13 protein-coding genes are annotated in these 12,636 nt (G+C 74.7%); 3 read left to right on the top strand and 10 right to left on the bottom strand.

Features of this window, described 5'->3' with window-relative positions:
* Positions 1 to 31 precede the first annotated feature (31 nt).
* The 6 genes from H9657_RS16845 to H9657_RS16820 all read right to left on the bottom strand — a co-directional run bounded on the left by H9657_RS16845 (position 32) and on the right by H9657_RS16820 (position 6,913).
* The gene (locus H9657_RS16845) at positions 32 to 1,654 is read right to left on the bottom strand and encodes an ABC transporter substrate-binding protein (RefSeq protein WP_191784589.1); all 1,623 of its coding nucleotides are present in this window, start codon (positions 1,652 to 1,654) and stop codon (positions 32 to 34) included.
* Between the two features lie 112 nt (positions 1,655 to 1,766).
* On the bottom strand, positions 1,767 to 2,966 hold the full coding sequence (speB, locus tag H9657_RS16840) for an agmatinase (RefSeq protein WP_191784588.1): 1,200 nt from the start codon (positions 2,964 to 2,966) through the stop codon (positions 1,767 to 1,769).
* A 70-nt stretch (positions 2,967 to 3,036) separates the two neighbouring features.
* Positions 3,037 to 4,314 carry an agmatinase gene (speB, locus tag H9657_RS16835; RefSeq protein WP_191784587.1) on the bottom strand — a complete coding sequence of 426 codons (1,278 nt, stop codon included), beginning with the start codon at positions 4,312 to 4,314 and terminating at the stop codon, positions 3,037 to 3,039.
* A gap of 136 nt (positions 4,315 to 4,450) precedes the next feature.
* A complete protein-coding gene (locus H9657_RS16830; RefSeq protein WP_191784586.1) occupies positions 4,451 to 5,497 on the bottom strand; it encodes a LacI family DNA-binding transcriptional regulator in 1,047 nt (348 codons plus the stop codon).
* A 56-nt stretch (positions 5,498 to 5,553) separates the two neighbouring features.
* Entirely contained in the window at positions 5,554 to 5,787 is a 234-nt protein-coding gene (locus H9657_RS16825; RefSeq protein WP_191784585.1) for a CDGSH iron-sulfur domain-containing protein, read from the bottom strand.
* Between the two features lie 58 nt (positions 5,788 to 5,845).
* Positions 5,846 to 6,913, bottom strand: coding sequence for an iron-containing redox enzyme family protein (locus H9657_RS16820; RefSeq protein ID WP_191784584.1), 1,068 nt, complete (start codon positions 6,911 to 6,913; stop codon positions 5,846 to 5,848).
* Positions 6,914 to 7,217: 304 nt separating this feature from the next.
* On the opposite strand from H9657_RS16820, the gene lgt reads away from it, so the two are divergent.
* Complete coding sequence (lgt, locus tag H9657_RS16815; protein WP_191784583.1) at positions 7,218 to 8,096, top strand: prolipoprotein diacylglyceryl transferase; 879 nt, start codon at positions 7,218 to 7,220, stop codon at positions 8,094 to 8,096.
* A 9-nt stretch (positions 8,097 to 8,105) separates the two neighbouring features.
* Here the strand turns inward: lgt and H9657_RS16810 are convergent, their stop codons facing one another.
* Complete coding sequence (locus H9657_RS16810; protein WP_191784582.1) at positions 8,106 to 8,741, bottom strand: transcriptional regulator; 636 nt, start codon at positions 8,739 to 8,741, stop codon at positions 8,106 to 8,108.
* A complete protein-coding gene (locus H9657_RS16805) occupies positions 8,738 to 9,124 on the bottom strand; it encodes an SANT/Myb-like DNA-binding domain-containing protein (RefSeq protein ID WP_191784581.1) in 387 nt (128 codons plus the stop codon). Before H9657_RS16805 ends, H9657_RS16810 begins: the two co-directional genes overlap by 4 nt.
* Before the next feature lie 58 nt (positions 9,125 to 9,182).
* Here H9657_RS16805 and H9657_RS16800 point away from each other — a divergent pair, with 58 nt between their 5' ends.
* Both H9657_RS16800 and H9657_RS16795 read left to right on the top strand, forming a co-directional pair.
* Positions 9,183 to 10,370 carry a PEP/pyruvate-binding domain-containing protein gene (locus H9657_RS16800; RefSeq protein WP_191784580.1) on the top strand — a complete coding sequence of 396 codons (1,188 nt, stop codon included), beginning with the start codon at positions 9,183 to 9,185 and terminating at the stop codon, positions 10,368 to 10,370.
* An 8-nt stretch (positions 10,371 to 10,378) separates the two neighbouring features.
* Positions 10,379 to 10,975: a histidine phosphatase family protein gene (locus tag H9657_RS16795; RefSeq protein ID WP_191784579.1), complete on the top strand. Its 597-nt coding sequence runs from the start codon at positions 10,379 to 10,381 to the stop codon at positions 10,973 to 10,975.
* A gap of 13 nt (positions 10,976 to 10,988) precedes the next feature.
* Here the strand turns inward: H9657_RS16795 and H9657_RS16790 are convergent, their stop codons facing one another.
* Both H9657_RS16790 and H9657_RS16785 read right to left on the bottom strand, forming a co-directional pair.
* Positions 10,989 to 11,873, bottom strand: coding sequence for an alpha/beta fold hydrolase (locus tag H9657_RS16790; RefSeq protein WP_191784578.1), 885 nt, complete (start codon positions 11,871 to 11,873; stop codon positions 10,989 to 10,991).
* Positions 11,870 to 12,574, bottom strand: coding sequence for a TetR/AcrR family transcriptional regulator (locus H9657_RS16785; RefSeq protein WP_191784577.1), 705 nt, complete (start codon positions 12,572 to 12,574; stop codon positions 11,870 to 11,872). Before H9657_RS16785 ends, H9657_RS16790 begins: the two co-directional genes overlap by 4 nt.
* Positions 12,575 to 12,636: the final 62 nt, after the last annotated feature.

Below are 12,636 nucleotides of genomic sequence, written 5' to 3'. Positions count from 1 at the left end.
CGCGGGTCCCGCGCGGTGGGGCGGCCGGGGGTCAGTCGGTCGCGGCCTCGGCGACGCTCAGCGTCGCGAAGTCGAGCGTGGCCGGGGCGGCGATGGAGTGGGACTCCTCGACGCCGCCGAGCCAGTCCTGCGTCACGATGAAGTCGCTGCTCCAGGCGAAGGTCGGGGCGCACCCGCTCGCGTACGCCGCCTCACCGGCCGCGAGGTACGTGGCGTCCGACCCGGTGACGAGGGCCTCGCGCAGGAGCGTCGTCGTGGTCTCGTCCGAGCACTGCAGGTGGTTGAGGCCGCCGTCCGGGTCCCAGAAGACGTGCCCGTGCATGTACGCGTTGTTGGAGTCGGGCCACGTCCCCGGGGAGACCAGCACGTCGGGCGCGTCCTGCGGGTTCGCCGGGAAGTCGCCGAAGACCTCGGACGCCTGGTGGCTGGTGACTGTCGCCTGCATCCCGAGCGCCTGCAGCTGCGCGGCGATGATGTTCGCCATCTGCTCGGCGTCCGAGCTGCCCGCGCTGTACCCGAGCTGGATGGTCGAGCCGGCGGGCAGGCCCGAGACCCACGACGCCAGGGCGCCCGGGTCGTGCACCAGCTCGCGCCGGTCGACGTCCGCCGGCAGCGCGCCCTTGGGGTAGTAGCCCTCGGCGGGGACCGAGCCCACGCCCGTGACCTGCTCGACCAGGCTCGTCCAGTCGATGCCCTCGAAGAGCGTGCGTCGGGCGGCGGCGTCCGCCAGCAGGGGGCGGTTCGGGTTCATGTACAGGACGCCCACCTGGAACGACGGCAGCGCGTACGCCGCCAGGTCCTGCGAGTCGAGGTACTTCTGCCGCGACGCCGTCGGGACGGCCGCGAGCAGCGCGTGCAGGTCCCCGCGCTCGAGCTCGAGCTGCATCGCCGAGATCTCGGTGTAGACCGGCAGCTCGACCTTGGTGAACTGCGGGTCGAGGTCACCCCAGTAGTCCTCGAAGTACGTCAGCTCGTACCCCTCGCCGACCACCGCCTTCGACAGCACGTACGGCCCGGTGCCGGCCGAGGTGGTGGACAGGTACGTCTGCGCGACGTCGTCGCCCGCCTGCTCGGCGAGCACCGTCGGGCTGATCATGCGCGGCCCGTACGGGGAGGCGAGGTAGTCGAGGAACGCGGAGTTCGGCTCGCTGAGCACGACGCGCACGGTGCGGTCGTCGAGCTCCTCGACGTCGGCGACGCCCTGGACCATGTACGCCGGGCCCGCGTCGACCGCGAGGCGGCGGTCGAACGACGCCTCGACCGCGTGCGCGTCGAACGCGGTGCCGTCGTGGAACGTCACGCCCTGGCGCAGCACGAACGTGTACTGCGTGAAGTCGTCGCTCACCTCCCACGACTCGGCCAGCGACGGGACGATCTTCGCCTCGTCGTGGTTGCCCGGCTCGTAGCGGACCAGGCCCTCGTAGGCGTTGGTCGTGATCGCCAGGCCGTTGCCCGAGTAGTACACGTCCGGGTCCGGCGGCTGGCCGATGTCGTTGAGCACGCCCAGGCGCAGCACGCCGTCGGTCGGTGCCGCGGCACCCGAGCCGCTGGCGGAGGCGCCGTCGGAGCAGCCGGCCAGCAGCAGGGAGCCCACGGTGAGCAGGGCCAGCGGGAGCCGCGCCGCGGTGGGCACGCGCGTCGTACGTCGGGTCATGGGGGGATCCCTCTCTCGTCGGGGAACGCGGGGGTCGGGCCGGTCGGTGCGGGTCGGTGCGGGTCGGTGCGGGGTCGGTGCGGGTCGGTGCGGGGTCGGATCCGGGCCGAGGTCAGGCCCGGCGGAACACCTTGTTGCGGCGGTTGCCGTCGGCGTCGAGGCCGAGCGCGTACGGATGCAGGAAGTCCGGCTCGGTGACGGCCGTGCGGTGCATCGCGATGCCCGTCATCGCCTCGCGGATCGCGCGGTTCGCGAGCAGCGCCGTGATCTGGCCGCGGTCGTCGTAGGGCGGGGACACCTCGACGACGTCCATCGCGACGATGCCGACCTCGGCCGCGAGCCGGCGGACGGCGCGCAGGATGTCGTTCGAGGTGATGCCACCCGGCTCGGGGGTGCCGGTGCCCGGCGCGTAGGCCGGGTCGCACACGTCGATGTCGAGCGAGATGTACAGGTGGTCGGCCTGGTCGAGCGCCTCGTCGACCGCCCGCTCGAGCACCTTGTCGAAGCCGTCGCGGATGATCTCGGCCATGAAGTGCGTGCGCATCTTCTGGTCGTCCATCCAGTCGAGCGTCTCCTGCTCGGGCCAGTAGCCCCGCAGGCCCACCTGGACGAAGTTCTTGCCCGGGACGGCGCCGGAGTCGATGAGGTGACGCATCGGCGTGCCGTGCGACGCGAGCGAGCCCGGCATGTCCGCGCCCGTGTCGGCGTGCGCGTCGAAGTGGACGATGCCGACCTTGCCGTAGCCGTAGTGGTCGGCCACCGCGGTGGCGCACGGCCAGGTGATCGAGTGGTCGCCGCCCAGGATGATCGGGATGGCGCCGGTGTCGACGACCGTCCCGACGAACTTGCGGACGTCCTCGAACGTGCGCGCGGTGTTGCCGACGGAGATCGGGGCGTCGCCGTAGTCGGCCATCACGAGCTCCTCGAACGCGTCCACGTGCGTGTCGAGGGAGAAGTGCGGGCGCCCGTAGCCGCCCTTGTAGTCGCACGCACGGATCGCGAGGGGGCCGTGGTTGGTGCCGCTGCGCCCGGTCGCGGTCGAGTCCCACGGGACGCCCAGGACCGCGACGTCGACGTTGGCGGCGCGCAGGTCCTCCGGCGTCAGCGCGACGGGGAGCTTCGCGAACGTCTGGATGCCGGAGAAGCCGCCCTCGTTCTTGCGGTTGGGGAACAGCAGGCCCGGCGGGCGGCCCTCGTTGTAGTCGTCGGTGGCGCCGTGGCCCTCGAGGCCCTCGCCGAGGCGGCGCGGCTGCTGCCAGAAGCCCTCGGGGGCGCGGTCGTGGTGGTGGTCGTGGCCGTGGTCGTGCGACATGGGGGTCCTCCGGGGTGGGGCGGCGTCGGGGGCCGGGTCAGGGGGTGGGCCGCGGGTGCGGGCGGGACGGTCAGGGCGCGTCGGTGCGGAACACCTGCGTGCGCCGGGCGCCGTCGGCGTCGAGGTTGAGCGCGTGGGGGTGCAGGTAGTCGGGACCCGTCAGCCCCATGCGGCGCATGGCCGTCCCGGTCATCGCCTCGCCGATCGCCCGGTTCGCGAGCAGGACCGTGATCTCGCCGTTGTTGTCGTACGGCGGGGCGACCTCGACGACGTCCATCCCGACGATCCCGACCTCGGCGGACAGCCGGCGCACGGCCCGCAGGATGTCGATCGACGTGATGCCGCCGGCCACGGGGGTACCGGTCCCGGGTGCGAACGCCGGGTCGCACACGTCGATGTCGAGCGACAGGTACAGGTGGTCGGCCTGGTCGAGGGCCTCGTCGACCGCCCGCTCGAGCACCTTGTCGAACCCGTCGCGGTCGATCTCCGCCATGAAGTGGGTCCGCATCTCGTGCTCGTCCATCCAGTCGAGCGTCTCGCGGTCGGGCCAGTAGCCCCGCAGGCCCACCTGGACGAAGTTGCGGCCCGGGACGGCGCCCGAGTCGATGAGCTTGCGCATCGGCGTGCCGTGCGACGCGAGCGCGCCGTTCATGTCCTCGCCGACGTCCGCGTGGGCGTCGAAGTGCACGATGCCGACCTTGCCGTGGCCGTAGTGGTCGGCGACGGCCGTCGCCGCGGGCCACGTGATGGCGTGGTCGCCGCCCATGATGATCGGGATCGCCCCGGCGTCGACGACCGTGCCGACGAACTTGCGGACCGACTCGAACGTCGCGGCGGTGTTGCCGACGTGGATCGGCGCGTCCCCGTAGTCGCACATCGTGAGGACCTCGAACGGGTTGACCCGCACGTCGAGGTGCTGGCTGGGGAAGCCGTAGCTGCCGAAGTGCGGCACGGACCGCAGCGCGAGGGGGCCGTGGTTGGTCCCCGAGCGGCCGCCGGCAGTGGAGTCCCACGGCACTCCCAGCACGGCGACGTCGACCTTGCCCGCGCGCAGGTCCTCGGGCGTCAGTGCCATCGGGAGCTTGGCGAACGTGCGGATGCCCGAGTGGCTGCCGCCGTGCCGCCGGTTGACGTGGAAGAGGCCGGGGCGACGCCCGGTGTTGTGGTCGTCGACGGCACCGTGGCCCTCGAGCCCCTCGCCGAGGCGGCGGGGCTGCTCCCAGAAGCCCTCCGGCCACAGGTCGTGCGTGTGGGCGTGGCCCTCGTGCCCCTCGGGGGCGTGGCCGTGGGTGTCGTGGTCGTGACCCTCGCCTGCCGCCGTCGCGGGGTCCGCGTGCTCGCTGCTCATGGCAGGAACGTAGGCAGATGCCTAATCGATTTTCCAGCATCCCGTGATCACGAAACACGGGTTTAACGTGCGGTGCTACTGGCGCACGCCTCGTGACGCGGAGCGTCCGTCCGCGTAACCTTGGTGAAACGATTTCTCAGCGCGCCGCGGCGACGGTCCCCGACGTGGACGCGCGCAGGTGCACCGGCGCGGGGATGGTCCGGACGGTCCCGAGAGCGTCCTGCGCACCGTCGTCCGAGTCGAGGATCTCGACCAGGCGCTCGACGCACGCGACACCCAGCGCGTGCGCGGGGAGCTCGATCGCCGTGACGGCCGGGTCCTGCTCGCGCAGCGCGGGCTCGTCGGCGCAGGCCGCCACCAGCACGTCCCCGCCCGGGGTGCGGCCGAGCGCCCGCAGGACCTCCAGAGCACCCTGCGCCGCGAACGGCGAGGCGCCGATGACGAGGTCCACCTCGGGGTGCGCCGCCAGCACCGGCGTCAGCAGCGCGCGGTCGTGCTCGACCGAGCGGATCCCGAACTCGGTGCTGACCAGCACGGGGCTCGTGCCGCGCTCGGCGCACCAGGCACCGACGATCTCGCGCAGCAGCTCGCCCCAGCCGCTGTTCTCGTCGGGCGCGGCGAGCAGCGGTCGGCTCGCGCCCGCCGTCGCCGCCGCGTCGAGTACGGTGCGCAGGGCCGTCGCGTGGTCCACGGCCACCACCGCGCAAGGTGGCATGTGCGCCGGCACGTGCTCGCCCGCCACGACGGGCACGGGCATCTCCATCAGCTCGCGGGCGCGCAGGTCGTCCGCGATCGGGTCGACCACGACGACGCCGTCGACCCGCGGCGCGGTCGTGCGTGGCCGGTGCGTGTCCGACGACAGGACCACCAGGTCGTGGTCGTGCCGGTGCGCGGCCTCGATGGCACCGGCGAGGAAGTCGCGGAAGTAGGCCGTCCCCAGGCTCTCGGCGGCGCTCTGGTTGTGCACCCCCAGCGCCTGCGCGCGTCCCGTGCGCAGGCTGCGGGCCATCGCGTTCGGCAGGTACCCCAGGCCCTCGGCGGCACGGCGCACCCGCTGCCGCGTCGCGTCCGTCATGCGCCCGCGGCCCGCGAGCGCGTGCGAGGCGGTCGCCACCGACACCCCCGCGGCCGCGGCCACGTCCTTGAGCGTGACGACGCCGGGGCGTCGCCCGCTGGAGGTCATGGGCCGACCCTACCCACAGCGCCGCACACCCGGGGGTGGGAACGGAGGCACCGTCGTCAGTCGCCCGTACGGAAACCGTTGACCTTGTGGGTGCCGTCGCACCACGGCGGTGTCCCGGTGCCGCCGCACCGGCACAGCGCGACCGTCCGGCGGCGCGGCACGATCGTCTCGCCGTCGGCCCCGACCAGCTCGACCGGGCCACGCACGAGCAGCGGGCCGTCCGGGCAGGGGGTGATGCGGACCGGCCGGGGTGGGCGAGCCGCGTCGCGGACCTCGTCGTCGGGCGTCATGCCGCGAGCCCCACGCTGCGCAGCGGCAGCGCGTGCACCGCGTCGGGGTGACGCACGCTCATCGCACCGGCTGCCGGAGCGACGGCTCACCGGCCTCCCAGCGGTCCAGCACGTACCGCGCCCACATGCCGTCGAGCGCGAGGCAGACCGCCGCACCCCAGACGACGTCGCCCCCGAGCGTCGGCTCCTGCTCCACGAGCCGGCCGGCCATGTCGCGTCCCGCGATCTGCTCGTGCACCGCGTCGGCCTCGACGTGCTCGTCGAAGTACTCCGTGACGTCCTGGCCCAGCCCGAGGCGCCGCATGCCGTTGCCGTACAGGCGGTTGGGGACGGACGACGTCATCTCGAACGCCGCCAGGTGCCCGACGATCGCCCCGCGCAGCCGGCGGTGCAGCCCGAACATCGACATGACGTTGGGGTGCGCCAGCGTGATCGCGGGCACGTGGTCGACGTACCGGCCGTACGTGTCGTCCAGGTCCAGGCCGCGCATGGCCTGCGCGAACAGGGCCGCGTGCGCCCGCTCGGGGTCGCCTGCGCCGTACTCGTCGGACTGGATCTCCATGAGCGCGACCTTCGGCGCCCCGCCCAGCCGCGGCACGGACCACGTGTGCGGGTCGGCCTCCTTGAGCTGGTAGACCGAGCGGTGGACGACGAACTCCTCGAGCTGCTCGCGCTGCGCCCGGCGGGCGATCCAGCGGGACATGCTCGGGCCGTCGTCGGACGACGTGAGCGTGAACAGCGTCCTCGCGACCGCGGCGGCCGACGTGTCGACGGGGACGTCGACGGTGACGCGCTCGCGCAGCTCCGCCTCGACGGCCCGCTCCAGCGCCGCACGGGCCGCCAGCACGTCGGGCTGCCACTCCCAGTCGTCGTCGACGCCGTCGAGGCCGCGGTAGTGCAGCTCGTACATGCAGGTCAGCGCGAGCTGCACGTCGTCGTGCTCGAGCCACGACCCTGTGGGGGCGGCGAGCACGTCCGCGACCTCGTCGTGCAGGACGGCCGGATCGGCGGCACCCGTCAGGACGCGCAGCAGCGCGTCGCTCAGGGGACCGCGCGGCGTCGGGAGCGGCATCGGCGACTGGGGCCGCGCCATGAGAGGTGCCGGGGACGGCAGCTGGGTGGTCATCGTTCCTCCTGCGCAGGTCAGCGCCCTGCTCGGCGCCCGCTCATCGTGACCCGGCACCTCGTGACCCGCCACCGCTGGGCGTCACCGGACGGCAACCGCACACCGCGGGGACGCGAGGCCCGCTCGGAGCGGGCGCGCCGCGAGCAGGTACGACGTGACGCGCAGCGCGACGTCGCGTCGCGGGCACCACCGGCTGGGCGCTGAACGGCACGACGAGTCCGGTGGACCGGTCGAGCGTGGTGGGTCACCCGGGTCGTCCTGCGGACGGATTCCGCCGATCCGCGTCGGCGGGGGATGCTGAGGCGTGCACCTCGGCATCCCCAGCCCCGACCTCGCGTGGTCCGGCCTCGACCTCGGCCCCCTGACGCTGCACACCTACGCGCTGTGCCTGCTCGCGGGCATGGCCGCCGCGGTGTGGCTGACGTCGCGGCGTCTGACCGCGCGCGGCGGCCCGCCGGGGGTCGTGCTGGACATCGCCCTGTGGGCGGTGCCGTGCGGCATCGTCGGCGCCCGGATCTACCACGTGCTCACGCACTGGGGGGACTACGTCGGGCCCGGCAAGAACCTCCTCGAGGTGCTGTACGTCTGGGAGGGTGGCATCGCGATCCTCGGCTCGCTCATCGGCGGGGCCGTCGGCGCCGCCATCGGGTGCCGCCGCGCCGGGGTGCGCCTGTGGTCGTTCGCCGACGCGCTCGCGCCCGCGATGCTCCTCGCGCAGGCGATCGGCCGGCTCGGCAACTGGTTCAACCACGAGCTGTTCGGCAGCCCGACGACCCTGCCGTGGGGCCTGGAGATCCCCGCGAGCAACGGCGCGTTCCCGCCCGGCCTGCCCGCGGACACGCTGTTCCACCCGCTGTTCCTCTACGAGATGCTGTGGAACCTGCTGGGCATCGCGGTGATCCTGCTGCTGGAGCGGCGCGTCGCGCTGCGCTGGGGCACCGCGTTCGGCGTCTACCTCATCTGGTACGGCACCGCGCGGATCTGGCTGGAGCTGCTGCGGATCGACCCGTCGAGCGTGACGCCCCTCGGCCTGCCCGCCAACGTGTGGGGCGCGCTGGCCGCCGTCCTCACGGGGGTCACGATCATCGTGGTCCAGCGGCGGCGGCATCCCGAGCCGGAGACGTCGGTGATGCTGGACGGGTCGACGGCGCCCGTGGACGAGCCGGTCGAGGACCGCGCCTGACGGTGGCGCTCAGGCCGCCGCCCGGCGGTCGATCCCCAGGGTCGCGACGAGGTCCTCGTGGAGCTCGAACCAGACCCGGTGGCACGAGTCGACGTCGGTGCCGTCGACCCAGCGATCCTCGCCCGCAGCGGCACGGCGCCGGGCCGCGGCGAACCGCTCGTCGTAGCCCGTGAACCGGGTGAGGACCCCCGCGAGGCGACCGGCGATCGGCACGAGGCCCGCCTCGACCGCGGCGAGCTCGGCGAGGACGCGGGCGTCCCACGCCGGGTCGGTGTGGTCGTTGCCCGCGAGGCGGTCACCCGGCAGCGGGCGCAGCTGCCAGTCGGTGCACGCCTGGCGCAGCCGGGCGTTGAGGGGCAGGAAGTCGGCGTGGACGTCGTGCACGACGTCGCGCGCGCCGACGCGGTCCAGCTCGTCGGCGAGCAGCGCCTCGTCCCGCGCCCGGCCGCGCTCGGTGAGCGACCAGCCCTGCAGGTCGGCGAAGCCCGCGTGGGCCACCCAGCCGCAGGCCTGCGCGTCGAGCAGCGCCTCCTCGGTCGTCGCCGCGTCGAGCGCGAACCGGCGGGCGACCGCCGGGGCGTCGGCGAACCCGAGGAGGCGCACGGCGTGCAGGACCAGCAGGTCCGGGGCGGACGGCTGCGTCATGCCTCGGTCCCCCGGCGCGCCGCCAGGCGCGTGTAGTGCTGCTGGCAGGCCTGCGGCGAGTTGAACCCCATGGCCTGGGCGATCTGCGCCCAGGTGAGCCCGGCGCTGCGGGCGACGAACAGCAGGGCGTCCTCGAGCCCGTCCACCTCGGCGCGCGCCGCGGGCAACAGCGCGAGCGCGTGCAGGAGGTCGTCGGGGGCGAGGTCCGACGAGCGGTGCAGCGCGTGCTGCACGAGGTCCACGGCCGAGGGCGGCACGGGTGCCGGACGCCACGGGCGGTCGGCGAGCGTGTCCGCGCCCAGGCTCAGCAGCCGTGCGCGGGCGTCGGCCTCGCGCGCCGCCTGGGCCTGGTCCGAGCGCGCGACGTCGTCCTTGCTGTCCATGCCCCGATGGTGGATAGTCAACGGAACATTGTCAACGTTCTGTTGAAAGGTGCTGCCCGTGCTGGTCGCCCTCGCGGACGCCCGGCCCTCGACCTGCGGGGGCAAGGCCGGCACGCTCGGGCGCCTCGTGCGGGCCGGCCTGCCGGTGCCCGACGGGTTCGTCGTGCCGTTCGCCGCCCGCCGCACCGGCCCCCCGGGCGCGCTCCCCTCGGTGCTGCGCGACGAGCTCGCGCGGGCGCTGCGCGCGCTCCGCGACCCGCCCGTGGCCGTGCGCTCGTCGGCCGGCGACGAGGACGGCGCCCACGCGTCGGCCGCCGGCCAGTACGCCACCGCGCTCGCGGTCCACGGCGTCGACGCGGTCGCGGACGCGGTCCGCACCTGCTGGGCGTCGCTCGCGTCCGCGAGGGCCGTCGCCTACCGGGGCGCGACGACGAGCGGGCCGCAGGACGAGCCGGAGGTGGCGGTCCTCGTGCAGCGCCTCATCGACTCGGAGGCCTCCGGCGTGCTGTTCACCCCCGACACCCCCGGCGGGGCCACCGTCGTCGAGGCGGCGTGGGGGCTCGGCGCGGGCGTCGTCGGTGGCACCGTGACGCCCGACGCGTACCGGGTCGCCGCCGACGGGGCGGTGACCTGCGACGTCGCCGACAAGCGGACCCGCGTCGACCGCCACGCGGCGCACGTCGCCACGCGCGACGTCCCCGCGCCGGACCGCACCCGCCGCACGCTCGACGACGGCGCCGTGCGCACGCTGGCAGCGCTCGGGCGACGCGTCGCCGACCTCCTCGGCGGAGCGCAGGACGTCGAGTGGGCGGTCGCCGACGGCACGGCCTGGGTGCTGCAGGCGCGGCCGGTCACCGCGGCGCTGCCGGCGCTCCTCGACCGCGGCGGCCCGCCGCAGGGTTCCCCCGGCGTGCCCGGCCACGCCGCGACGCTCGTCGGGACGCCGGGCAGCCGCGGGATCGCGACGGGCCCGGCGCGGATCGTCCGCGGGCCCGGCGACTTCGCGCGCGTGCGCCCCGGCGACGTCCTCGTCTGCCCCTGGACCGACCCGGCGTGGACGCCCCTGCTGCGCATGGCCGCGGGCGTCGTCACCGAGACCGGCGGGGTCCTGTCGCACGCCGCCATCGTCGCCCGCGAGCGCGGCGTGCCCGCCGTGCTGGGCGTCGCGGGCGCGACCACGGCGCTGACCGACGGCGTCACGCTGACCGTCGACGGCGCCGCCGGCACCGTCACGACGCACACCTGAGGAGACCCGTGCCCACCCGTCACCTGTACCTCGTCCGCCACGGCGCCGCCGACGCGCTCGGTGAGCTCACGGCCACCGGGCGCGCGCAGTGCGACCTGCTCGGCGCGCGCCTCGCGCAGCTGCCCGTCGACGCGCTGTGGCACTCGCCGCTGCCGCGCGCCGTCGCGAGCGCGCAGGTGATCGCGGCGCACCTGCCGGGCGTGCCCGTCGCGGCGGCCGACGAGCTGGTCGACCACGTGCCGCACGTCCCCGCGGCCGCCGAGATCCCGCCGTCGCTGCGCGGGTTCTTCGACGGCTACGACGAGGCCGAGGCGGCCGCCGGGCGCGCGCTCGCGGACGCGCTGGTCGCGCGGTTCGCCACCCCGGCGCCCGACGTCGACACCCACGAGGTGCTCGTCACGCACGGGTTCCAGGTCGCGTGGCTCGTGCGGCACGCGCTCGACTCGCCCGACGTGCGCTGGCTGGGCCTGAACAGCGGCAACGCGGCCCTCACGGTCCTCGAGCACCGCCCGGGAGCGGCACCGACGCTCGTGCTGTTCAACGACATGGGCCACCTGCCGCCGGACCTGCGGTGGACGGGTTTCCCCGCCACCGCCCGGCCGTAGGCGCCCGGGTCGCTCAGGCGCGGGCAGCGAGCCCGCGGATGAACCGGACGATCTCCGCCGGCTTCTCCTCGGCCATGAAGTGGCCCGCGTCGATGGGCTCGTAGGTCAGGTCGTCCGACCACGCGGACCACAGCGCCCGCGCGTCGAAGCCCAGCTGCGAGCCCCAGTCCTGGGAGATCACACCGACGGGCATGGTCAGCCCCCGGCCGGCGTCACGGTCGGCCTGGTCGAGCTCGAGGTCCACGCCGGCGGTCGCCCGGTAGTCCGCGACGATCGCGTCGACGGACGCCACGGCGCTGTCGACGTAGTGCTGGCGCGTCGCGGCGTCGAACGCCGAACCGTCGGTGTCCCACGCGTCGAGGAAGGACGCGAAGAACTCGGGCGCGACGGCCGCGATCATCTTCTCGGGCAGGCCCGGGGGCTGCGCCATGAGGTACAGGTGCCAGGCGACCTTGGCATGCACGCCCTGGAGAACCGCCCACGTGTCGAGCGTCGGCAGGACGTCCAGGACGCCGAGGTACCGCACGGCGTCGGGGTGGTCGAGCCCGGCCCGGACGCCGACGAGCGCGCCGCGGTCGTGCCCGACGAGCCCGAACCGCTCGTGGCCGAGCGCCCGGGCCACCTCGACGACGTCGCGGCCCATCGTGCGCTTGCCGTAGGTGTCGGGGGTCGCCGCGGCGGGCCTGGCGCTGTCCCCGTAGCCGCGCAGGTCGGGGACGATGACGGTGTGCTCGGCGGTCAGCGCGGGGGCGACGTGCCGCCACATGTAGTGCGTCTGCGGGAAGCCGTGCAGCAGCACGACGGCCGGGCCGTCACCGGCGACGGCCACGTTCAGCTCGACGCCGTCGGCGCCGGGCAGCCGGTGGTAGGTGAAGTTGTCGATGGTGGGCGACGTCATGGGGTCTCCTCGGTGGGGGTGGCCGGCGCGGTGGGGTCCGGCGCGGGGTGGCCGGAGAAGATGCCGTGCGGCAGGGTCCGGTCGGGCTCGCCGGTGCTGCACAGCGCCGGGACCAGGACGGTGTCGACGAGCGACGCGAGGTAGTGGTCGTCGGCGGGGAGCCCGTTGAGCCGGCGCAGCAGCAGCACCGAGCCGGCGACCTCCTCGTACGGGAAGGGGTCGACGCCGGCGGGCAGCTCGCCGCGGCGCACGGCCGCCTCGATCACGTCCGCCGGCAGCCGGGCCCCGGTCGGGCCCGTCGAGCGCTCGATCTCGTCGCACAGCTCGGGGTCCTCGAGGCCCGCCTGCAGCAGGAGCATCGCGGTCCGCCCGTCGGACGAGCGCATGGTCGTGTCGAGCCGGCGGCACAGGGCGAGGAGGTCGCCGCGCAGGCTGCCGGTGTCGATCGCGTCGAGCCCGGAGCGCGCGGCGGGGCCGGCCCGCAGCGCCGCCATGACCATGTCGCGGCGGGTGCGCCAGCGCCGGTAGAGCGTCGCCTTGGAGGCGCCGGCGCGACGCGCGACCTCCTCGAAGGTGACGCCGTCGTAGCCGACCTCACCGAGCAGGGTGGTGACGACGGCGAGGATCTCGCGCTCGCGACGGTCGTCGCGCGGACGGCCGGGACGGGGCCGCGCGACCTCGGGGCTATTGGGATACGACACGTTCCGTACCGTAACACGGTCGAGCGGACGGCCCGCCGCCGGCCGCCACGAGACCGTGAAGC

It is taken from the genome of Cellulomonas avistercoris, from assembly GCF_014836445.1.
GTDB classification, from domain to species: domain Bacteria; phylum Actinomycetota; class Actinomycetes; order Actinomycetales; family Cellulomonadaceae; genus Cellulomonas; species Cellulomonas avistercoris.
The sequence above is the reverse complement of the archived record's forward strand: the minus strand, read 5'-3'. Positions and strand labels throughout refer to the sequence as shown.